Source organism: Seohaeicola zhoushanensis, from assembly GCF_014656415.1.
GTDB classification, from domain to species: Bacteria; Pseudomonadota; Alphaproteobacteria; order Rhodobacterales; family Rhodobacteraceae; genus Seohaeicola_A; species Seohaeicola_A zhoushanensis.
On the sequence record NZ_BNCJ01000005.1, the window covers coordinates 107,465 to 129,143 of the forward strand.

Consider the following 21,679-nt stretch of genomic DNA (forward strand, 5'->3'; position numbering starts at 1 on the left):
GCCGCCGCTTATGTCTGGGCCCGCAACACCGTCCGAGAGACCCAGAAAGCGGAGCAGAAGCATGGCGCGCCCGACGCAGGCACCGGACCCGTCCGACACGTGGATCGAAGACGGCGGGCTCAACCGGATCGCCCATGCCATCGACTGGACGCTTCTTCGGCGCATGTCCGCCGACCGGATGGAGCGGCTGGCCGACGTGCTGGCCCCCAGAGCGGTGGGCGTCGAGCTGATCCGCTGCGGCGAGGCCGGCGACGGCGGCTATATCCTGCCCGACGATCTCGATGGCCTCGCGGCCTGCTTCTCGCCCGGCGTCGACCGGATCGCCACCTTCGAAACCGCGATGATCGCGCGCGGCCTGCCCTGCTTCCTCGCCGATGCCTCGGTCGAGGCGGCGCCGATCAGTGGCCCGCTGGTCCATTTCGAGAAGCTCTTCCTCGGCCCCGTCACCCGTCCCGGCTTCATCACGCTGGACGACTGGGTCAACCGCCACGCCCCGCCCGAGGGCGACCTGATCCTGCAGATGGATATCGAGGGCGCCGAATACGACGTGCTGGCCGCCGCCTCGGTGGCCACGCTCTCGCGGTTCCGGGTGATCGTGATCGAGCTGCACCGCACCCATCTCGCCCTGCGCGCCCGCCATTACCCGCGCATCATGGCGGCCCTGCAGCAGCTCGCAACGCATTTCGTGCCGGTTCACCTGCATCCCAACAATGCCCGCCCCTTCGTCCGCTTCGGCGACTACGTGGTGCCGCGCACGCTGGAGGTGACCTACCTGCGCCGCGACCGCATCCGCAGCGCGCCCGCGCCGGTCGCGGTGATGCCGCATCCGCTCGACCAGACCAACGTCCCGACCCATCCGGATCCGCCACTGCCCGACTGGCTCTGGCGGCGCGCCTGACCCGGGGGCCGCGATGCCGCTTCCCGCCTCAGGCCTCTCCCGTGGCGCGCTGATCCGCTACTGGCTCTCCGACCGGATCATCCGGGCGCTGATCGCCGTCGCGCTGCTGGTGCCCTACCGCTGGCGCGTGCCGGCGATGGGCTGGATCGTCTCGCGCCTCGTCGCTCCGCTGGCCGGGCTGCGCAAGCGCATCCGCGACAACCTCGCCCTGACCTGCCCCGAGCTGCCCGCCGCCGAGGTCGAACGCCTGGTGCGCGCAGTGCCCGACAACGCGGGCCGCACGCTGATCGAGTTCTACTCGGGCCGCCCCTTCCTCGAACGCGCCTATGCCGCTCCGGTGGTCGGCCCCGGCCTCGCCGCGCTCAAGGAGGCACGGGCCAAGGGCCGCCCGGTGGTGCTCATCACCGGCCATTTCGGCAATTACGACGTGCTGCGCGCCAACCTTTTCCGGCGCGGCCACCCGATGGGGGCGATCTACCGGCGCATGGCCAACCCCTATTTCAACGCCCATTACACCGCCGCCATCAAGGCCATAGGCGAGCCGATGTGGGAGCAGGGGCGGCGTGGCATGATGGAGATGGTGCGCCACCTCAAGAACGGCGGCATCATCGCCATCGCCGCCGACCTGCACGTGCATGGCGGCAAGGAGCTGACCTTCTTCGGCCAGCCCGCCATCAGCTCGGTGGTCTCGGCCGAACTGGCGCTGAAGCACGATGCGCTGCTGATCCCGATCTACGTGGTGCGCCAGCCCAACGGGCTGGACTTCGAGATCGAGATGCACGCCCCGATCCCGCATACCGACCCCGAGACCATGACCCAGGCCGTGCAGGACGATCTCGAGGAACTGGTGCGCCGGCACATGGATCAGTGGTTCTGGATCCACCGGCGCTGGAAACCCTGACCGGGCTGAGGGCGCAGCCTAGTCCAGCCGCGCCGCCACCGCGATCGGCCCGGTGCCCGCCTGCTGCACCAGCACCGCCGCCGGGGAGTCGCCCGTCAGCGGCGCGCGCAGCTCGGCCGGCGCGGTGCCGTCCCAGCGGCCGATGGTCGACCAGTCGGTCACCACGTTGGCATAGTCGATATCGAGGCCCGAGTTCTCGCCCCGCGTGATATGGGCCTTGCGCAGCGGGTCATAGCGCACGAGTTGCACGTCGTACGGCCCCTTCGCCCCCTTCAGCGGCGCCAGGCGCACCACCACCTCGCCGCCCTGGCGCGTCGCGCCCAGGTCGATCGCCGGATCGGCGGATTTGTACTGCATGATGAGATCGGCCAGTTCCATCGTCTTGACGCCGACCAGGTCCTCGCGCCCCTGCACCACCATCTGCGGCGTGTAGATCATCCGCCTTCCACTCGCCGCCGCATAGGCCCGCTGCCGGGCCGCGTGGCCGGGGCGGGCGAAATCGTCCTTCCAGCCGATATAGTCCCAATAGTCCACGTGCAGCGCCAGGGCGATCACGTCATCGCGCGCGGCCAGGTCCTGCAGCACCGCATCCGCCGCCGGGCAGGACGAGCAGCCCTGCGAGGTGAACAGTTCCACCACCACCTGCGAATCGCCCGCCGCCAGCGGTTGCCCCAGCAGGGCGAAAGCGGCGGCAATCAGGGCGCGGGATGGCAGCATGTGGTGGTTTCCTTGCGTGTTCGGTGGCTGTAGTCTCTAGCCGCGCGGCCCTGTAATGACCAATCAAGGTTTCTTGAGAGGACCGCGACGAAGGCAATCCGGACCCTTCCCGGCTTTATTGTGTGCAATGGTATACTAAAAAGTGTCACACCCCCCGGATAGCTATTGAACGCAGGGGCCACCTGATGCAGAAGGCCCCCAGCGAATTCCCCTATCAGCATTCAAAGGGAGGCCACGCATGCCCATCATCGTCGGACAGGACACCGCCAAAGCACGCAAATCGCTGAGCGTGAACGGCAAGTCCATTGCCTATTACTCGATCCCCGCCGCCACCGCCGCCGGTCTCGGCGACTTCTCGAAGCTGCCGGCCTCGCTGAAGGTGGTGCTCGAGAACATGCTCCGCTTCGAAGACGGCAAGACCGTCTCTGTCGATGACATCAAGGCCTTCGCCGAATGGGCGACCCTTGGCGGCAAGAACCCGCGCGAGATCGCCTATCGCCCGGCCCGCGTGCTGATGCAGGACTTCACCGGCGTGCCCGCCGTGGTCGACCTCGCCGCCATGCGTGACGGCATCAAGGGCCTGGGCGGCGACGCCCAGAAGATCAACCCGCTGAACCCGGTCGACCTCGTGATCGACCACTCGGTGATGATCGACGAATTCGGCAACCCGCGCGCGTTCCAGATGAACGTCGACCGGGAATACGAGCGCAACATGGAGCGCTATACCTTCCTGAAGTGGGGCCAGAACGCCTTCAACAACTTCCGCGTCGTGCCGCCGGGCACCGGCATCTGCCACCAGGTGAACCTCGAATACCTGGCCCAGACCGTCTGGACCGACACCGACCAGAACGGCGCCACCGTGGCCTACCCGGACACGCTGGTCGGCACCGACAGCCACACCACCATGGTCAACGGCCTGGCCGTGCTCGGCTGGGGCGTCGGCGGGATCGAGGCCGAGGCCGCGATGCTCGGCCAGCCCGTCTCGATGCTGATCCCCGAGGTTGTCGGCTTCAAGCTCACCGGCCAGATGGTCGAAGGCACCACCGCCACCGACCTCGTGCTGAAAGTCGTCGCCATGCTGCGCAAGCACGGCGTGGTGGGCAAGTTCGTCGAATTCTACGGCGAAGGCCTTGACCACCTGCCGCTGGCCGACCGCGCGACGATCGCCAACATGGCCCCCGAATACGGCGCCACCTGCGGCTTCTTCCCGATCGACGGCGAGACCCTGCGCTATCTGCGCCAGACCGGCCGCGACGAGGACCGCATCGCGCTGGTCGAAGCCTATGCCAAGGAAAACGGCTTCTGGCGCGGCGCCGACTATGCGCCGGTCTATACCTCGACGCTGGAGCTCGACATGGGCACCATCGTCCCGGCGATCTCGGGCCCCAAGCGCCCGCAGGACTACCTGCCGCTGACCGACGCCAAGTCGGGCTTTGCCAAGGAAATGGCCGAGACCTTCAAGCGCCCGGCCGACAAGCAGGTTCCGGTGGCCGGCGAAGATTACACCATGTCCTCGGGCAAGGTGGTGATCGCCTCGATCACGTCGTGCACCAACACCTCGAACCCCTACGTGCTGATCGGCGCCGGTCTCGTCGCCCGCAAGGCACGCGCCCTCGGCCTCGACCGCAAGCCCTGGGTGAAGACCTCGCTCGCACCCGGCTCGCAGGTGGTGAGCGAATACCTCGAGGCCGCCGGCCTGCAGGAAGACCTCGACGCCATCGGCTTCAACCTGGTCGGCTACGGCTGCACCACCTGCATCGGCAACTCGGGCCCGCTGCAGCCGGAAATCTCGGCCGCGATCAACGAGGGTGACCTGGTCGCCACCGCCGTGCTGTCGGGCAACCGCAACTTCGAAGGCCGGATCTCGCCCGACGTGCGCGCCAACTACCTGGCCTCGCCGCCGCTGGTGGTGGCCTATGCGCTGGCCGGTGACATGAATATCGACCTGACGACCGAGCCGCTCGGCACCTCCAAGGACGGCAAGCCGGTGTACCTCAAGGACATCTGGCCGACCAACAAGGAGATCGCGGACCTGGTCAACCAGACCGTCACCCGCGAGGCGTTCCAGAGCAAATACGCCGACGTCTTCAAGGGCGATGCCAAGTGGCAGGCCGTCGAAGTCACCGAGTCGGAAACCTACGACTGGCCGCCGACCTCGACCTACATCCAGAACCCGCCCTACTTCCAGGGCATGGCCAAGGAGAAGGGCAAGATCACCAATATCGAGGGCGCCCGCGTCCTCGCCCTGCTCGGCGACATGATCACCACCGACCACATCTCGCCGGCCGGTTCGTTCAAGCCCAGCACCCCCGCCGGCCAGTATCTGACCGAGCGCCAGGTCGCCCCGCGCGAGTTCAACTCCTACGGCTCGCGCCGTGGCAACCACGAAGTCATGATGCGCGGCACCTTCGCCAACATCCGCATCAAGAACGAGATGCTGGACGGCGTCGAGGGCGGCTACACCCTCGGGCCCGACGGTCAGCAGACCTCGATCTATGACGCTTCGATGGCATACCAGGCCGCCGGCACCCCGCTGGTGATCTTCGCAGGCATCGAATACGGCGCCGGATCGAGCCGCGACTGGGCCGCGAAGGGCACTGCCCTGCTCGGCGTCAAGGCCGTCATCGCCGAGAGCTTCGAGCGTATCCACCGCTCGAACCTCGTTGGCATGGGCGTCATCCCCTTCGAGTTCACCGGCGGCGACACCCGCAAGTCGCTCGGCCTCAAGGGCGACGAGACCGTCTCGATCTCGGGCCTCGACACCATCCAGCCGCTGCAAGTGGTGCCCTGCACCATCACCTATGCGGATGGCTCGGTGAAGACGATCCAGGTCAAGTGCCGCATCGATACCGCCATCGAGGTGGAATACATCGAGCACGGCGGCGTCCTGCACTACGTGCTGCGCGATCTCGCCAAATCGGCCTGATCGATCCAGACCTACGGCAAGCGGCCGGTCCCCCAGGGGCCGGCCGTTCTGCGTGGTTGACATAACCATAAATCTGGTTATTTAGTTTTTCCATGACCACCGCCAGCAAGACCGCCCGCTCCCTCGCCGCCCTCGGCCATGACGCCCGTCTCGCGGTCTTCCGCCTGCTGGTGCGGGCCGGGCACGACGGGTTGACCGTCGGCCAGATCGGCGAAGAGACCGAACTCGCGCCCTCCACCCTGGCGCACCACCTGCGCACGCTGGTCGATGCCGGCCTCGTCACCCAGGAGAAACGCGGGCGAGAGATCGTCAACCGCGCCGAATATGCCGAGATGAACCGGATCCTGAGCTTCCTGACCTCCGAATGCTGCACCGGAGTCCCCGCCCGCGCCGCCGCCGACTGATTTGCACGGCCAATATAACCATATCCCTAGGGATGAGACCATGTCCGACACCGCCCTCCCCACGCCGCTCTGGCCCGCCCTGAAACGGCACCGCGTCTGGCTGGTCTCCGCCGCCCTCCTCGCCGGACTGGCGCTGGTCGATGCGCAACAGGCCAGCGACAGCGCCGTCTTCGCCGCCAGGGCGCTGGCCGGCACCGCGCCCTTCCTGCTGCTCTCCATCGCCATCGCCGCCTGGGCTGCCGCCACCGGGGCCGACAACCTGATCGCCCGCGCCTTCACAGGTCGCCCGCTGGTGATGATCCTTCTTGCGGCGCTGGCCGGGGGGCTCTCGCCCTTTTGCTCCTGCGGCGTGATCCCGCTGGTGGCCGCCCTGCTGGCGATGGGCGTGCCGCTCTCGGCTGTCATGGCCTTCTGGCTCGCCTCGCCGGTGATGGACCCCTCGATGTTCGTGCTGACCTCGGGCGTGCTCGGCCTCGACTTCGCCATCGCCAAGACCCTCGCCGCCCTCGGCCTCGGCATCTTCGGCGGGTTTGTCACCCATCTGCTGGCGGCAACGCCGGCGCTCGCCGACCCGCTGCGCGAGGGCATCGGCAACGGCGGCTGCGGCGGCGCCCGCGTGCGCGCGCCCAAACCCGTCCAGTGGCGCTTCTGGACCGACCCGGCACGCCTTGCAAAGTTCCGGCAGGAGGCCGTCAAGACCACGCTCTTCCTCGCCCAGTGGCTGCTGCTCGCCTTCCTGCTCGAAAGCCTGATGCTGGCCTGGATCCCGGCCGAGACGATCACCGCCCTGCTCGGCGGCACCGGCCTCGGGCCAATTGCGCTTGCCACGGTTGTCGGCGTGCCCGCCTATCTCAACGGCTATGCCGCCCTGCCGCTGGTCGGAGGGCTGATCGGCCAGGGCATGGCGCCGGGCGCGGGCCTGGCCTTTCTCGTCGCCGGCGGCGTCACCTCCCTGCCCGCCGCCATCGCGGTCTGGGCGCTGGTCCGTCCGCGCGTCTTCGGCCTCTATATCGCGCTTTCGCTTTCGGGCGCCTTCCTCTGCGGGCTGCTGTTCCAACTCTGGGCGTCAGTCTGAGCCAGGTGTCCCTCATGACGGCAACTTGACCAAGCGTTAAGCAATAGTTTGTCCGAACGCTCAAGAACGTGTAATGTCCCCTGCAAGCCAGCGCTTTGCAGGGTCGCCCAGGGATGAACACGTCTTGGAATGCCACCGGACGCGGGGACGGCCAGTCCCGAAATCCAGACCATGTACTTCTTGGCTCTCACAGCTTCGACCTGCGCAGCCGGACCCTCAGGGACAGTACCGGCGGGATCATCGTCCTGCCGGGTGCCGCGGCCGAGGTCCTGGCCGTGCTCGCGCGCAACCTGGGCCAACCGGTGCCCGAGCATCGACTGCTCGACGAGGTCTGGCCCGACAGCACCGGCACCACGCAGGATCTCACCCGCTGTATCGAGAACATCCGCCACGCCCTCGGGCAGGACATGGTGCAGAGCGCACCCGACGCCGGTTACCTGCTGGTGCCCCCCCTGCACGTCGCGCGGCGGCCTCGCCTCTGGCACCTGGTGCCCTTCGCGCTGGTTCTGCTGGTGATCCTGGCCTGGTACGCCGTCCAGCCGGTCTGAGCGCTACTGCCCCGCCAGGGCCTTCTGCAACGCCGGCTCGAACTGCTGCTCCAGCTGACTGCCGACCAGCGGGCCGACATATTTGTAAAGCACCTTGCCGTCGCCGCCGATGATGAAGGTCTCGGGCGGCGCCGTTACGCCCCAATCGATGGCGCGACGGCCCTGCGGGTCGAAGGCAATGCCCAGGAAGGGGTTGCCCTCGTCGCCGAGATACTTGGTCGCCTGCCCGGTCTCGTCCTTGAAATTGATCCCGTAGAGCCGAACGCCGCGCTTCTGCAGCTCCAGCAGGTAGGGATGCTCGGCCCGGCACGGCGGGCACCAGCTGGCCCAGAAGTTGATGACCGTGATCTCGCCGGTGGTGAGGTCCGCGACCGAGATCCCCGGATAGCCCTCCAGCGCCGCCTCGGGCAGCGCCGGGGCCGGCTGGCCGATGAAGGTCGAGGGCAAGGTATCCTTGTCCGGGCGGAACATGCCCACGGCGGCAATCGCCACGAAGGCCAGGAAGACCAGCGGAGGCGCGATCATCATGGGCGAGATCCTAGCCATCGCGGCCCAGCCTTTCCTCGATCTTCGTCATCTCGGCCCGCATCCGCCGGCCACGCCACAGGGTCGCCCCGACCAGCACCGCCAGCAGCAGCAGCGAGGCGCCATAGGCGCTCAGCACCGTGACCGCGTATTTGCCCAGTTCGACCATCACGCCCCCGCCCGCTCGCGCGCCATCAGCGCCTTGATCCGCCGCGCGCGGATCTCGGTCCCGGTCCGGTAGAGCACCAGCGCGATGAACAGCAGCACGAAGCCCGCGATGCAGACCAGCAGCGGGAAATAGAAGACGTCATGTACGTTCTCCTTCTCGTCCAGGCTCAGCGAGGCACCCTGGTGCAACCCCTGGTTCCAGAAGTTCACCGCATAGCGCGAGAGCAGCGCGAAGACCGAACCGACGAGGCACAGCACGCCGGTCAGGTCGGCGGCGGTGTCGGGGTTGTCGATGGCCTCCCACAGCGCGATGTAGCCAAGGTAGAACAGGAACAGGATCAGGAACGAGGTCAGACGCGGATCCCAGGCCCACCAGGTGCCCCACATCGGCTGGCCCCAGATCGCCCCCGTGACCAGGGCGATCAGCGTCATCACCGCGCCCACCGGCGCGGCGGCCCGCGCCGCCAGCGCACTGACATGGTGGCGGCGCACGATCCAGATGACCGAGGCCACCAGCATCATGATCCAGGCGTTGATCGCCATGAGCGCCGAGGGCACGTGCAGGTAGATGATCTTCACCGTCGACTGAAACCGCTCGGCATCGGGCGTGAGGAAGAACCCCCAGACCAGGCCAATGGCCAGGCAGGCAAAGGCCAGCCCCCAGAGCGCGGGCAGGACCCGCTCGGAGGTCTGAAGAAACAGCTTCGGATTGGCGTATTTCCAGATCGACATGTGGTTCATCTAGCCGCTCCCCACGGCCTTCACAATTCACTTCCGCGATGGCGCGACAACCCGTCCTGTCGTGCCGCCAGGCGAAACCTGTCCCGGTTCAGCCCCGGTTAGCCGAATCGCCCTACCCTCGAGGGTGGTAGGGAGGGGCGAACCCGTCGGCCTGCCTAGCGCAGGTTGACCCGCAGCGCCGCCGCGCTGGCGAAGGGCAGCAGCGCCGCCGCGCCCAGCGTGATCCCGGCCAGCAGCAGCAGCGGCGTCGATACCGCCATGCCTTCGGCCCCGCGCCGCGCCACCTCGGCCCCGAAGATCAGCGTCGGCACGTAGAGCGGCAGCACCAGCAGCGAGAGCAGCAGCCCGCCCCGCTTCAGCCCCACCGTCAGCGCCGCGCCGAAGGTGCCGATCACCGACAGCGCCGGCGTGCCCGCCGCCAGCGAGATCACGAGCCAGAGATAGCCCGGCGCCGGCAGGTTCAGCAGCACCCCCAGCACCGGCGCGGCAGCGACCAGCGGCAGCCCGGTGGTCAGCCAATGGGCCAGCGCCTTGATGGCCACCGCCGCCTCCATCGGCAAGGGCGAGGTCGCCAGCAGGTCGAGCGAGCCGTCCTCCCAGTCGAGCGCGAGGATGCGGTCGAGCGACAGCAGGCAGGCCAGCAGGGCGGCCAGCCACAGGATGCCCGGCGCGATCACCGCCAGCAGGTCGGAATTCGGCCCTACGCTGAAGGGCACCAGCACCGTCACGATCAGGAAGAAGGCCAGCCCGAGGCCGAACCCGCCCCCGGCCCGCAGCGCCAGCCGAAGATCCCGCAGCAGCAAGGCCCTCATGCAAAGGCCCCGTCGAAATCGTCGAGATCGGGCAGCACCGCGCGATGGCCTGACAGCTCCAGCACCTCGGCCTCCAGCCCAAGGTCGATATGCGTCGCCATCAGCGCCGAACCGCCTCCCGCAAGGTGCCCCTGCACCGCGCGGGCGAACCAGCCCACCGCCTCGGCGTCGAGCGAGACGGTCGGCTCGTCCAGCACCCAGACCGGCCGCCCGGTGACCAGCAGCCGCGCCAGCCCCAGCCGCCGCTTCTGCCCGGCCGACAGCGTGCCCGCCGCGCGCCAGGCCAGTGGCTCCAGCTGATAGGCCGCCAGCGCCGGGTCGATCCCCTCGGTGCCAAAGACGCTGGCCCAGAAGGCCAGGTTCTCGGAGACCGTCAGGGTCGGCTTGATGCCATCGGCATGGCCGGCATAGGCGACGCGCTCTTCGGCGCCCTCGATGGTGCCCGCGAGCGGCGGCTGCAGCCCGGCGATGGTGCGCAGCAGGGTGGTCTTGCCTATCCCGTTCGGCCCGCGCAGCACCAGCGCGCGCCCCGGCGCCAGCCGCAGCGATACCCCGGCCAGCACCGGCAGGCCGCCCCGGGCGACGCTCAGATCGGAAACGACGAGATCCATGCGCCCGGCATAGCCAATCCCCGGCGCCCGCAAAAGGGTGAAACGGCCCGAGGGCCCAAGGCTCAGACCGGCAGCGCCGCCAGCGCCACGCGCCGCCCTTCCGAGACCAGCACGTTGTAGGTGCGGCAGGCCGCGGGCGAGTTCATCGTCTCGACCCCCAGCCCCGCCTCTTCCAACGCCGCGCGCAGGGCGGCGGGCAGATGCGCCACCTCGGCCCCGGTGCCGACAAAGATCACGTCGACCTGCCCCGCCAGCGCCAGCAGCGCCGCCCGGTCGTCGTAGCCGCCCCAGGACGAGGTTCCGAAACTGCCGGTCAGCACCGCCCCCTCCAGCACCTCGCCGCCGATCCGGAAGAACCCCGGTCCATAGCCATCCACCGGCCGCGCCGCGCCAAAATCGATTTCGGACATCCGCATGGTCAATCTCCTCGGATCAGTGCCAGACCGGCAGCCCCAGCAGGGCCGAGGTCGCGATGATGGCATAGGCCACGGCGCGGAACTGCCGCTCGCGCGCGGGGTCGAACAGCCGGCCCCCGGCCCAGTTCACCGCCATGTATGGCACGGAGAGCACCAGCCCCGCAATCAGCGCTCCCGGCTGCAGCAGGCCGAAGATCGCCAGCGTGGCCAGCATCAGCAGGTCGATCAGCACCAGGAACAGCATCAGGTTCGCCCGGATCGCCGCCACCGGCAGCAGGCTCGCCATGTAGAGCATGATGACCGGCGGCCCGGCGAGGCCTACCGCCCCGCCCAGAGCGCCCCCCAGCGCGCCCGCGGCGATCACCAGCCCCGGCGTCAGCCGCCCGTGATAGCGCCAGCCCGCCATCAGCGCGGCAAGCAGGCCCAGTACGGTCAGCGAGACCACCCAGCCGAACAGGTCCGGCGGCATGTTCGAGAGCGCGGTGACACCGAGCGGCAGCCCGAGCATCGCACCGAAGGCGAGACGGAACACATCCGCCCGCTCTGCAGCGCGCCAGGCGGCGGGCACGTTGGGAATCGGGCCGAGCAGCTCCACCGCGATCATGAAGGTCACCGCCGCCACCGGGTCGAGCACGACGCTCGCCACCGGCATCATGATCATCGCGCTGCCAAAGCCCGCAAAGCCCCGCACGATCCCCGCCACGCAGACGGCGAGGATCAGCCAGCCCAGCCCCGGCAGCGCCAGGAAGCCGGCAAGCGCGTCAGGCATCTATGTCGGCGAAACGGGTGCCCGCATTGGCATCGGGCTTGGACCAGTCGCGCTTCACGCCGAGCATCAGCACGACGTTCTTGGCGACGTAGACCGACGAATAGGTGCCGACGACGATGCCCCAGGTGATCGCGAAGACAAAGCCGCGGATCACGTCGCCGCCCAGCGTCAGCAGCGCGATCAGCGCAATCAACGTGGTGCCCGAGGTCATGACGGTGCGGCTCAGCGTCTCGTTGGTCGACTTGTTCAGCACCTCGATCAGCGGCAGCGTCTTGTATTTGCGCAGGTTCTCGCGGGCGCGATCGAAGACCACCACGGTGTCGTTGATCGAATAGCCGACGATGGTCAGCAGCGCCGCGATGATCGCCAGGTCGAACTTGATCTGGAACAGCGCGAAGATGCCGATGGTCAGCCCGACGTCATGGATCAGCGCCACCACCGCGCCGATGGCGAACTGCCATTCGAACCGCAGCCAGATGTAGAAGACGATCGCCACCAGTGCCGCCAGCACCGAAATGATCGCGGTCTGGATCAACTCACCCGAGACCTTCGGCCCCACACTCTCGACCGAGGGGAAGGTGATCGCCGGGTCGAGGGCCTTCAGGGCGTCCTCGACCGACTGCACCGCCTCGGGCGACATGCTCTCCTGGCCTTCCTGGGCCTGGATGCGGATCATCGAGACATGCTTGTTCTCGCCGAAGGTCGGATCGAAGACCTCGGTGATCGACACGTCGCCCAGGTTCAGCGGCGTCAGTGCGGCGCGATACTCGCCGATGTCGATGGCCGTGGTCGATTCCGTGCGGATCGTGGTGCCCCCGCGGAAATCGATGCCGAAGTTCAGCCCCATCACGAAGAACAGCACCACCGAGGCGACAAAGAGGATCGCCGAGGCGCCGAAGGTGACGGGGGCCAGCTTGAAGAAGTTGATGTTGGTATTGTCGGGAACCAGACGCAGACGCATCGCTCAGACCTCGATCGTTTTCGGGCGCTTGCGCTCGAACCACATGACGATGATGAGACGGGTCACGAAGAAGGCCGTGAAGACCGACGTGAGGATCCCCAGACCCAGGGTGATGGCAAAGCCGCGCACCGGGCCGGACCCCAGGGCGAAGAGGATCACCGCCGTCATGAAGGTGGTGATGTTGCTGTCGAGGATCGACGACAGCGCCCGTTCGTAGCCCAGCTCGATGGCCCGCGCCGGCCCGCGCGCTGTCTTCAGCTCCTCGCGGATCCGTTCGAAGATCAGCACGTTGGCGTCCACCGCCATGCCGACCGTCAGCACGATGCCCGCGATGCCCGGCAGCGTCAGCGTGCCGCCGATCAGCGAGAGCACCCCGAACATCATGGCGATGTTGAGCAGCAGCGCGATATTGGCGATCCAGCCGAACATGCCGTAGGTCGCCGCCATGAACAGGACCACCGCGCCCGAACCGACAGCCGCCGCCACCTTGCCGGCGTCGATGCTGTCCTGGCCCAGTTCCGGGCCGATCGTGCGCTCTTCGAGGAACGTCAACTCGGCCGGCAGCGCGCCTGCGCGCAGCAGCACGGCGAGGTTGGTGCTCTCCTCGACGGTGAACCGCCCGGTGATGATGCCCGAGCCGCCGGGAATATGGCTCTGGATCACCGGCGCCGAGATCACCTCGTTGTCGAGCACGATGGCGAAGGGCTGGCCGATGTTGTCGCGGGTATAGTCGCCGAACTTGCGCGCCCCGCTGGTGTTGAAGCGGAAGTTGACCGCCGGCCGGCCGTTCTGATCAAAGCTCGGCTGGGCGTCGTTCAGCTCTTCCCCGGTAACGACGGGCGCCGCCTCGATGATGTAGTAGACGCCCTCTTCGTCGATCGACGGCACCAGCTTGTTGCCGGTGCCCGGCGCCGTGTTCTTGTCGGTCACCCGGCTCACCACCGGGTTGAAGGTCAGCTGTGCCGTGGTGCCGATGATCGCCTTCAGCTCGGCCGCGCTGCCGATGCCCGGCACCTGGATCAGGATGCGGTCGGCGCCCTGGCGCTGGATCGTCGGTTCGCGCGTGCCCACCGCGTCGATGCGGCGGCGCACGATTTCCAGCGCCTGCTTCACCGTGCGGTCGTCGGTGGCCTGCTTCTCGGCGTCCGAGAGGCGGATCACCAGCGTGTCGCCCTGCCCGCTCACCTCGATATCGGTGGAGCCGATGCCGCTCAGCGACTGGATCGGCCGCGCAAGGCCGCGCACGACCTCCAGCGCCTTGGCCATGCCCTCGGGCTTGGAGATCTTGACGTGCAGCTCGCCCTCCGGCCCGGGGGCCGTGTTGACGAAGCCGACCGTGTCGCGCTCGAGCACCAGCGCCGAGCGCACCTCGGGCCAGAGCCCGAGCATCCGCTGCTGGTAGACGTCCTCGACCTTGACCTCGGCGAGCAGATGCGCGCCGCCCCGCAGGTCGAGCCCCAGGTTGACCAGGCCCGACGGCATCCAGTTCGGCCATGCCGCCACCGCCGCCTCGCGCTCGGGCGTGGCGCCCTTGGTCTCGATGGCGACGACGGCGTCGTTATGGGCCTCGACGCGGGCGTAGAACAGGTTCGGCACCGCCAGCACCGCGAAGGCGAAGCAGACGAGCCAGATGAGAACCCGCTTCCACCGATCAATCTGAAGCATGAAACAGCCTTTTAGGTCGGAGGGAGGCGCTTACTTCGCCGGTTCGGTCTTGCTCATCACCGTGGCGATGGTCGCGCGCACGACCCGCACCTTGACGTTCTCGGCGATCTCCAGCTCGATCTCGCCCTTGTCGTCATGGACCTTGCTGACCTTGCCGATAATGCCGCCCTGGGTCACCACCTGATCGCCGCGCCGCAGCGCCGCCACCATGGCCTGATGGTCCTTCAGCTTCTTCTGCTGAGGGCGGATCAGCAGGAAATACATGATCGCGAAAATAAGGATCAGCGGCAGAAACTGAACGGCACCTTCCATGGAGTCTTCCCTTTGTCCGAGGCGCATTGTCCCCGCGGGAGGGCGCCTTTTGAAGTTTGGCGGAACCTATGCGCTGACCCCGCCCTTTGCAAGGCACCCTGGTGCGGCTTTCCGTCGGGTCCGGGCCGGAACCCGCAGCCCTTGCACGGGCGACGTTTTCCGTCGCGGAAAACGCCCGAAATCCTCGCGAGGATTTCGCCCACGCCCCGCCCCTGTCGGCACGCCCCTGTTTTCCTCGCAGGAAAACAGCCCGAAATCCGCGCCGGATTTCGGCGTCGGGTGGGCAAACTTCACCGCGGATCGAACCGCGCCAAACCCCACTCCCCCCGAAACCCCAACGAACTCAACCCCTTGACCCCCTGTCCCAGCTGGGACACCTCCACCCCCTACCCTAAAGGCGCGCTTTGAGGCATAAGCCCCGCCAACCGACTCGAGCGAAAGGCACGACCCATGCACGACATCCGCGCGATCCGCGAGAACCCCGACGCTTTCGACGCCGCCCTGTCGCGGCGCGGCGATACGGGTGCGGCCTCGTCCGTGCTGGCGCTCGACGCCGAGCGCCGGGCGCGCATCGCCGCCGCCGAGGCGGCCCAGGCAGAGCAGAACCGCGCCTCCAAGGAGGTCGGCGCCGCCAAGGCGCGGGGCGACGATGCCGAGTTCGAACGCCTCCGCGCCCTGGTGGCCGAGAAGAAGGCCGAGATCGCGGCCATGACCGCCGAAGCCAAGGAGCTGGACGAGAAGCTCGCCGACGTTCTCGCCCGCCTGCCCAACCTGCCCGCCGACGACATTCCCGACGGCAAGGACGAGCACGACAACGTCGAGATCCACCGCTGGGGCACGCCGCGCGCCTTCGACTTCACGCCGAAGGAGCATTACGAGCTGGCCGCCGTCGCTCCCTCGATGGACTTCGAGACCGCCGCCAAGCTGTCGGGCGCGCGCTTCGTGCTGCTGAAGGGCGCCGTCGCCCGCATCCACCGGGCGCTGGCGCAGTTCATGCTGGACACCCATGTCGAACAGAACGGCCTGACCGAGGTGAACTCGCCGGTGCTGGTGCGCGACGAGGCGATGTTCGGCACCAACCAGCTGCCGAAGTTCGAGGAAGACAGCTATCGCACCACCAACGGCTGGTGGCTGATCCCGACTTCCGAGGTCTCGCTGACCAATACCGTCGCAGGCGAGATCCTCGACGAGGCCGCCCTGCCGATCCGGATGACCGCGCATACGCTCTGCTTCCGCTCCGAGGCCGGCAGCGCCGGCAAGGATACCTCGGGGATGCTGCGCCAGCACCAGTTCGAGAAGGTCGAGATGGTGTCGATCACCCATCCCGAAACCTCCGACGAGGAACAGAAGCGGATGCTGCGCTGCGCGGAGGGCATCCTCGAGGCGCTGGGGATCCCCTATCGCACCGTGGTTCTCTGCACCGGCGACATGGGCTTCGGCGCGCGCCGCACCTTCGACATCGAGGCCTGGCTGCCCGGACAGGACACCTACCGAGAGATCTCCTCGGTCTCGACCACCGGCGACTTCCAGGCGCGCCGCATGAACGCCCGTTTCCGCCCCACCGCCGGCGGCAAGCCCGAGTTCGTGCATACGCTGAACGGCTCCGGCCTTGCCGTGGGCCGTTGCCTGATCGCGGTGCTGGAGAACGGCCAGCAGGCGGACGGCTCGGTCGAACTGCCCGCCGTGCTCGCGCCCTACCTCGGCGGCAAGACGCGCCTCTCGGCCGAGGGCGCGCTGGTCTGAACCAGCTGCGACGACACGATCAGAGTCCTGAGCCGCCGGCTCAGGACTTTTTCTTTGCCTTCTTCTTGGCGGGCTTGGCGGGTTTCTCCGGGGCCGGCGCATTGGCCAGGGCCTCGGCCTTGGCGGCCTTGCGCGCGGCGCGCACGCGCAGCTTTTCGGCGAACTTCATCGCCGCATCGGCTGCCTTCGCCGCGCGTTTCGCGGCGCGGGCTGCCTTGCGGGCCGCCGGCGACAGTTTCTTCGCAGCCGCCGCTTCGGGCGCGGAAACCTCGGCCTCGGGCGCGGCGGGCGTCACCGCGGCGGCGGCCACGCGCACCGGCTTGACCTTGCGCACCCGCGCCTCGCGCACCGGCAGCGGGCGCGGCGGAGTGGCCGGGGCCTCGCCCTGCCCCAGCAGCGCCTTGGCCGCAGCGATCAGCCGGGTGGCGCGCTGGCGTCCGATGCCGGGGATCACCGAGACCCGCTCGGGCGTCGCCGCCGCCAGCGCCTCGGCCGTGGCGAAACCGGCGGCGGCCAGCGATGTCGCCAGCGCCGGACCGATCCCGGTCACCTTGCCCACTTCTGTCATGTCACGTCTCCCCCGGCCGCTTCGGCCATATCAGGCGCCCGCCGGAACGGACTGGTGCAGATGCTTCGGAAACGGCACGAGGCGCTGCTGCTCCTCGTCCCAGAGCTTGAGGTTCAGCGCCTTCACCGCCTCGATGAAGCCGATCCGCCGCGGCGCCATCTCGGGCGGCAGCGCGTAGTGGCAGCGGCGCAGACGATAACTCGGGATGCGCGCGTTGAAGTGGTGGATGTCATGCAGGGTGATATTCGCCACGCAGAAGTCGAAGAACCAGCCGAAATCCAGGCAGGACGACCCCTCGATCGCCGCCATCTGCGGGTCGAGATCCGGGCGGCGGTCCCAGTAGGTGTCCTCGAAATTGTGCTGCAGGTAGACGAGGAAGACCCCGATCATCCCGCCAAGGAAACTGGCCCCCAGCCAGACCCAGATGCCGGTCCAGCCGGCCAGCGCGTAGAGCGTGCCGAGGAACACCAGGATCGCCACGTTGTGCAGCAGCACGCCGCGCACGCCGAAGCGCGTGGTGTTCTTCGGCCAGCGGTAGCGGATAAAATAGGTGAACATCGACCCCACCGGGATCAGCACGAAGGGGTTGCGGTAGAGGCGGTAGAACAGCCGCTCGGCCCAGCCCGCCCTCTCCCATTCCCGCAGTGTCATGGTGTGGATCTCGCCCGTCTCGCGGTGGTCGAGGTTGCCGAGGTTGCCGTGGTGCAGGTTGTGGTTCTGCTTCATCACCTCGAAAGGAGCGAAGGTGAAGGGCGAGAGCACGTGTCCCGCCAGCTCGTTCTGCGCCCGGGTCTGAAACAATGAGTGATGACCGGTGTCATGCTGCAGCACGTAAAGCCGCACCGCCGCAAAGGCGTGGACGATCACCGCCGGGGCCAGCAGGTACCAGGTCGAGACCTGTGTGATCGCCAGCCAGAGCGAGGCGAAATAGACCGCGAAGGTGCCGAAATAGCTGAGCGCGGCGAGACGGTTGTCCTTCTCGACGTAAAGCCGCGTGTGTTCCCTGAGATTCATGTCCGGTTCCGGTCGCTGTGGCAGTGGCGTCCCGCTTCGATGCTCCGGCAATCTGAAGCGTTTTGCGCCAAGTTTCAATGTCTTCCCTGACGGGCCGGGGCCAATTGCCTCAATTCGCCGCAGGATCGAGCGCCAGCAGCCCCAGCATGTCGAGCCCGCCCAGCACCGCGTCGACCGCCACCGTGGCCAGGATCAGCCCCATCACCCGGCTGACGATGCTCGCCCCGGTGGTGCCGATCAGCTTCTGGATCTGGCTCGCCAGCAGCAGGCAGACGAAGGTCACGGCCAGCACCACGACCAGCAGAAAGGCCGTAAGCGCCTGTTCCGGAACGGAATGCCCGTGGTTGTCGGTCAGGATCACAACCGCCAGCATGGCGCCGGGCGAGGCGATCGAGGGGATCGCCAGCGGAAAGACCACGTTCGAGAGATCCTCGCGCCCGGCGTCGTCGATCTCGCGCTGCGGCTTGCTCTCGCCGAAGATCATGTTGAGCGCGAAGAGGAAGAGCACGATTCCGCCGGCAATGCGGAAAGTGCCGAGCCGCAGGCCCAGCGCCTCGAGCAGGAACTGCCCGCCGACGAGAAAGCCCATCAGCACCACCAGCGCGATCAGCGTGGCGCGCAGGGCATAGGCGCGGTGCAGCCGCGCTGGGACGTTGGCGGCGGCGTAGAGGAAGACCGGGATCGAGCCTATCGGGTCGATGACCACGAAGAGTGTAATCAGTTCGCGCATGGCGTCCGTCATCGTCGATACCGCGGCCCTTCCCCGTCCCCTGCGCCGCTGCAACGGCACCTGTCGCCCCAATCCGTGTCTGCATCGACCCTGCGCGCGTTTGCAAAGGCGCCCAAGGGGCGCGGCGCAGGACCGTCATCCGATTTCCGCCGAATGGCTCACGTTTCTGAAATGACCGCCCGCAGCCCTCCGGGTGCGAGGAGCGCGGGCGGCCTCAACCGCAGATCGGCCTCGGGACAGCCGGTTTCAAGCCACCCGAGGCAGCTTTTTTTGTCCTGTACCGGGACCTTGCAGGTCGAAGCCGCCCAGTCGCTAGGACCGGCGGCCTTCCTTGTGCTTGCGCAGCTTCGACGGCGCCGGCCGGGACTTGCGGTCCTTGAACGGGTTCTTGTCGGCCTGGCTGCGGAAATGCAGCCGGATCGGCGTTCCGGGCATGTCGAAATCGGCGCGCAGCCCGTTGACGAGGTAGCGCGAATAGCTGTCCGGCAGCAGCTCGGGGTGGCTGCACATCACCACGAACCCCGGCGGCCGGGTCTTGGCCTGGGTCATGTAGCGCAGCTTGATGCGCCGGCCCTGCGGCGCCGGCGGCGGGTGCTGCTCCAGCATCCCGGCGAGCCAGCGGTTCAGCTGCGCCGTGCTCACCCGGCGGTTCCACACCTCGTAGGCCTTGAGGATCGCCGCGTGCAGCCGGTCGAGGCCGCGCCCGGTCTTGGCCGAGACGGTCACCAGCGGCGCGCCCCGCAGCTGCGGCAGCAGCCGCTCGAAGGATTCCTTGAGGTCGCGCAGCTTCTCCTGCTTCTCTTCCTCGATGTCCCACTTGTTGACCGCGATCACCACCGCGCGGCCCTCGCGCTCGGCGAGGTCGGCGATGCGCAGGTCCTGCTGTTCGAAGGGAATCGCCGCATCCAGCAGCACGACCACCACCTCGGCGAACTTCACCGCGCGCAACCCGTCGCTGACCGAGAGCTTCTCCAGCTTCTCCTGCACCTTGGCCTTCTTGCGCATCCCCGCCGTATCGAAGAGCCGCATCGGCGTGCCCTCCCAGTCGGTGCGCAGGCTGATGGCGTCGCGGGTGATCCCGGCCTCGGGGCCGGTCAGCAGGCGGTCCTCGCCGATGATCTTGTTGATGAGCGTCGATTTTCCGGCGTTCGGGCGGCCCACCACCGCGACCTGCAACGGCTTGGCGGCGGTCGGCATCCGCACTGGCGGCACCGTCTCGTCGCTGCCGTCATCCTCGGGCAGGTCGACGTCGGTTTCCGGCGCATCGGCCTCTGCCGCCTCGGCGGCCTCGGCATAGGCGTCGGCCAGCGGGCGCAGCATCTCGTAGAGCTCTGGCATTCCCTCGCCGTGCTCGGCCGAAAGCCGCAGCGGCTCGCCCAGGCCCAGCGAGTAGGCTTCCAGCGCCCCCGCCTCGCCGGCGAAGCCTTCCGACTTGTTGGCGGCCAGCAGCACGTGATCGGCGCGCTTGCGCAGGATGTCGGCAAAGACGCGGTCTGTGGCGGTGACTCCGGCGCGGGCGTCGATCAGGAACAGGCAGATATCCGCCATGTCCACCGCGCGCTCGGTCAGGCGGCGCATCCGGCCCTGCAGGCTGTCGTCGGTGACATCCTCCAGTCCCGCGGTGTCGAGCACGGTAAAGCGCAGGTCGCCCAGCCGCGCCGCGCCTTCGCGCAGGTCGCGGGTGACGCCCGGCTGGTCATCGACCAACGCCAGCTTCTTGCCGACGAGGCGGTTGAACAGGGTGGACTTGCCCACATTGGGCCGGCCCACGATGGCGAGGGTAAAGGACATGCGCCGCGCTTCCGTTGGTTTCGGAGAGCGCCTTACCTCATCCGCGCGTCAACGGAAAGCGAGCAGTTGCCCCGTTGTCGTCACGACATAGAGCGTGCCGCCTGCCACCACCGGCGCCGTGGTCGCCCCGCCGGGCACCGGAACCGTGGCGATCTGGGTGCCGTCCTCGGGCGCGTAGAAGCGCAGGAAGCCGTCGTTCGAGGCCACCACCAGCCGCCCTCCGGCCAGCACCGGGCCGTAGTTGGCATAGATCGCGGTGCGCCGTGCAGGCTTCTCCTTGACGAAGGCCGAGAGGTTGCGCGCCCAGATCAGCTCGCCGCTGCGCGCGTCGAGCCGCACCAGCTGGCTCTGCTCGGTCACCGCAAAGACGCTGTCCCCCGCCGGCCAGAGCGGCGAGACAGCGCCGAAGGGCGCGGTCCAGATGCGCTCGCCATCGGCGGTCGAGACAGCCGAGATCCGGCCCGAGTGGTTGCCGGCATAGATCGTGTCGCCGACCACGACGGGGCTACCGGTCAGGTCGCTGTAGCGCGACGTCACCTTGCCGACATGCCCGCCGCCAACGGTGGTGCGCCAGCGCTGGAACCCGCCGCGGCGGAAGCTGCCGATCAGCTCGCCCGAGCCGAAGCCGAAGACGACGAAGTCGCCCGCGATCACCGGCGCCGGGGCGCCGAGCACGTTGGCGACGCTGGGGCTCGCCTGCACGGTCCAGGCCACCTTGCCGTCGCGCGTGTCCACCGCCCAGGCGGTATCGTCGCCCGCCACCAGGTAGACCAGCCCGTCGTTCACCAGCGGCGTGCCGCTGCCGGTGGCGCCAAGCTTCTGCTGCCAGCGGATCTCGCCGGTGGCGGCATCCAGCGCGGTCAGTCGGCCGTAGCCGGTCGAGACGTAGAGCGTGCCCTTGTCATAGGCCATGCCGCCGCCGGTGGCCTGTTCCTCGCTGTCGTAGGTCGGCAGCAGGTCGGTGCTCCAGACGGTCCCACCCGAGGTGCTGACCGCCGTCACCCGCGCGCCCGAATCGAGCGCGAAGACCTTGCCCCCGGCCACCACCGGATCGGCGGTGATCCGCACGCGGCGGGCATCGCCCTCGCCGATATTGGCGGACCAGACCAGCTGCGGGGCCACCCGCAGCACCGGGTGATCGACCCGGTTCTTCTGGGTACCGGCCGATTGCGCCCATTCCGCGTTGTTGCGCTGCGCCGGCAGGCGGATCGCACGCGAGCGGTTGTTCTCCTCGTCGGGCGCACGCAGCAGCGCAAGGCTCTCGCCCTCGGGACGAATGTCCTCGCGCTCGCCCTGAAGGATCACCTCCCGCTCGCCACAGGCGGCCAGCAGCAGGGCAAAACACGCGGCCGTGCAGGCCCGGGATACGAAGAACGGTGCCATC

The 21,679-nt window shown here is 68.2% G+C and carries 23 protein-coding genes; 7 read left to right on the top strand and 16 right to left on the bottom strand.

Going from position 1 to position 21,679, the window contains the following annotated elements:
• The first annotated feature begins 61 nt into the window (after positions 1-61).
• Together IE266_RS11590 and IE266_RS11595 are read left to right on the top strand one after the other, a co-directional pair.
• Entirely contained in the window at positions 62-898 is an 837-nt protein-coding gene (locus IE266_RS11590) for an FkbM family methyltransferase (protein ID WP_189680253.1), read from the top strand.
• A 13-nt stretch (positions 899-911) separates the two neighbouring features.
• The gene (locus IE266_RS11595) at positions 912-1,799 is read left to right on the top strand and encodes a lysophospholipid acyltransferase family protein (RefSeq protein WP_189680254.1); all 888 of its coding nucleotides are present in this window, start codon (positions 912-914) and stop codon (positions 1,797-1,799) included.
• A gap of 18 nt (positions 1,800-1,817) precedes the next feature.
• Here the strand turns inward: IE266_RS11595 and IE266_RS11600 are convergent, their stop codons facing one another.
• Positions 1,818-2,516 (bottom strand): DUF1223 domain-containing protein, encoded by a 699-nt coding sequence (locus IE266_RS11600; RefSeq protein WP_189680255.1) that lies wholly within the window; start codon positions 2,514-2,516, stop codon positions 1,818-1,820.
• 238 nt (positions 2,517-2,754) lie between these two features.
• On the opposite strand from IE266_RS11600, the gene acnA reads away from it, so the two are divergent.
• From acnA to IE266_RS11620, 4 genes are all read left to right on the top strand, one after another.
• Complete coding sequence (gene acnA / locus IE266_RS11605) at positions 2,755-5,442, top strand: aconitate hydratase AcnA (RefSeq protein ID WP_189680256.1); 2,688 nt, start codon at positions 2,755-2,757, stop codon at positions 5,440-5,442.
• Positions 5,443-5,534: 92 nt separating this feature from the next.
• Entirely contained in the window at positions 5,535-5,846 is a 312-nt protein-coding gene (locus IE266_RS11610) for an ArsR/SmtB family transcription factor (protein ID WP_189680257.1), read from the top strand.
• Between the two features lie 40 nt (positions 5,847-5,886).
• Positions 5,887-6,921 carry a permease gene (locus IE266_RS11615; RefSeq protein ID WP_189680258.1) on the top strand — a complete coding sequence of 345 codons (1,035 nt, stop codon included), beginning with the start codon at positions 5,887-5,889 and terminating at the stop codon, positions 6,919-6,921.
• A gap of 113 nt (positions 6,922-7,034) precedes the next feature.
• Positions 7,035-7,469, top strand: a complete 435-nt coding sequence (locus IE266_RS11620) for a winged helix-turn-helix domain-containing protein (RefSeq protein WP_189680259.1) — start codon at positions 7,035-7,037, stop codon at positions 7,467-7,469.
• Between the two features lie 3 nt (positions 7,470-7,472).
• Here the strand turns inward: IE266_RS11620 and IE266_RS11625 are convergent, their stop codons facing one another.
• From IE266_RS11625 to yajC, 10 genes are all read right to left on the bottom strand, one after another.
• On the bottom strand, positions 7,473-7,994 hold the full coding sequence (locus IE266_RS11625) for a DsbE family thiol:disulfide interchange protein (RefSeq protein WP_189680400.1): 522 nt from the start codon (positions 7,992-7,994) through the stop codon (positions 7,473-7,475).
• Between the two features lie 13 nt (positions 7,995-8,007).
• Complete coding sequence (gene ccmD / locus IE266_RS11630; protein ID WP_189680401.1) at positions 8,008-8,163, bottom strand: heme exporter protein CcmD; 156 nt, start codon at positions 8,161-8,163, stop codon at positions 8,008-8,010.
• Positions 8,163-8,894: a heme ABC transporter permease gene (locus IE266_RS11635; RefSeq protein ID WP_189680402.1), complete on the bottom strand. Its 732-nt coding sequence runs from the start codon at positions 8,892-8,894 to the stop codon at positions 8,163-8,165. The genes ccmD and IE266_RS11635 overlap by 1 nt, the downstream gene beginning before the upstream one ends.
• A 164-nt stretch (positions 8,895-9,058) precedes the next feature.
• Positions 9,059-9,715, bottom strand: coding sequence for a heme exporter protein CcmB (gene ccmB / locus IE266_RS11640; RefSeq protein ID WP_189680260.1), 657 nt, complete (start codon positions 9,713-9,715; stop codon positions 9,059-9,061).
• Positions 9,712-10,326 (bottom strand): heme ABC exporter ATP-binding protein CcmA, encoded by a 615-nt coding sequence (ccmA, locus tag IE266_RS11645; protein ID WP_189680261.1) that lies wholly within the window; start codon positions 10,324-10,326, stop codon positions 9,712-9,714. Before ccmA ends, ccmB begins: the two co-directional genes overlap by 4 nt.
• Before the next feature lie 62 nt (positions 10,327-10,388).
• Positions 10,389-10,742: an Mth938-like domain-containing protein gene (locus IE266_RS11650; protein ID WP_189680262.1), complete on the bottom strand. Its 354-nt coding sequence runs from the start codon at positions 10,740-10,742 to the stop codon at positions 10,389-10,391.
• A 16-nt stretch (positions 10,743-10,758) separates the two neighbouring features.
• Positions 10,759-11,511, bottom strand: coding sequence for a sulfite exporter TauE/SafE family protein (locus IE266_RS11655; protein WP_189680263.1), 753 nt, complete (start codon positions 11,509-11,511; stop codon positions 10,759-10,761).
• Positions 11,504-12,472: a protein translocase subunit SecF gene (gene secF / locus IE266_RS11660; RefSeq protein WP_189680264.1), complete on the bottom strand. Its 969-nt coding sequence runs from the start codon at positions 12,470-12,472 to the stop codon at positions 11,504-11,506. The genes IE266_RS11655 and secF overlap by 8 nt, the downstream gene beginning before the upstream one ends.
• 3 nt (positions 12,473-12,475) lie before the next feature.
• Positions 12,476-14,137 (bottom strand): protein translocase subunit SecD, encoded by a 1,662-nt coding sequence (gene secD / locus IE266_RS11665; RefSeq protein ID WP_189680265.1) that lies wholly within the window; start codon positions 14,135-14,137, stop codon positions 12,476-12,478.
• Positions 14,138-14,167: 30 nt separating this feature from the next.
• Positions 14,168-14,449 (bottom strand): preprotein translocase subunit YajC, encoded by a 282-nt coding sequence (gene yajC / locus IE266_RS11670; RefSeq protein ID WP_189680266.1) that lies wholly within the window; start codon positions 14,447-14,449, stop codon positions 14,168-14,170.
• A 450-nt stretch (positions 14,450-14,899) separates the two neighbouring features.
• Here yajC and serS point away from each other — a divergent pair, with 450 nt between their 5' ends.
• Positions 14,900-16,192: a serine--tRNA ligase gene (gene serS, locus IE266_RS11675; RefSeq protein ID WP_189680267.1), complete on the top strand. Its 1,293-nt coding sequence runs from the start codon at positions 14,900-14,902 to the stop codon at positions 16,190-16,192.
• A 40-nt stretch (positions 16,193-16,232) separates the two neighbouring features.
• Here serS and IE266_RS11680 read toward each other — a convergent pair whose 3' ends face one another.
• The 5 genes from IE266_RS11680 to IE266_RS11700 all read right to left on the bottom strand — a co-directional run bounded on the left by IE266_RS11680 (position 16,233) and on the right by IE266_RS11700 (position 21,678).
• The gene (locus IE266_RS11680) at positions 16,233-16,760 is read right to left on the bottom strand and encodes a helix-hairpin-helix domain-containing protein (RefSeq protein WP_189680268.1); all 528 of its coding nucleotides are present in this window, start codon (positions 16,758-16,760) and stop codon (positions 16,233-16,235) included.
• A gap of 30 nt (positions 16,761-16,790) precedes the next feature.
• On the bottom strand, positions 16,791-17,774 hold the full coding sequence (locus IE266_RS11685; protein ID WP_189680269.1) for a fatty acid desaturase: 984 nt from the start codon (positions 17,772-17,774) through the stop codon (positions 16,791-16,793).
• 109 nt (positions 17,775-17,883) lie between these two features.
• Entirely contained in the window at positions 17,884-18,504 is a 621-nt protein-coding gene (locus tag IE266_RS11690) for a MarC family protein (protein WP_229864049.1), read from the bottom strand.
• Between the two features lie 312 nt (positions 18,505-18,816).
• A complete protein-coding gene (gene der / locus IE266_RS11695; protein WP_189680271.1) occupies positions 18,817-20,295 on the bottom strand; it encodes a ribosome biogenesis GTPase Der in 1,479 nt (492 codons plus the stop codon).
• A 48-nt stretch (positions 20,296-20,343) separates the two neighbouring features.
• Positions 20,344-21,678, bottom strand: coding sequence for an outer membrane protein assembly factor BamB family protein (locus IE266_RS11700; RefSeq protein WP_308434589.1), 1,335 nt, complete (start codon positions 21,676-21,678; stop codon positions 20,344-20,346).
• Position 21,679: the final 1 nt, after the last annotated feature.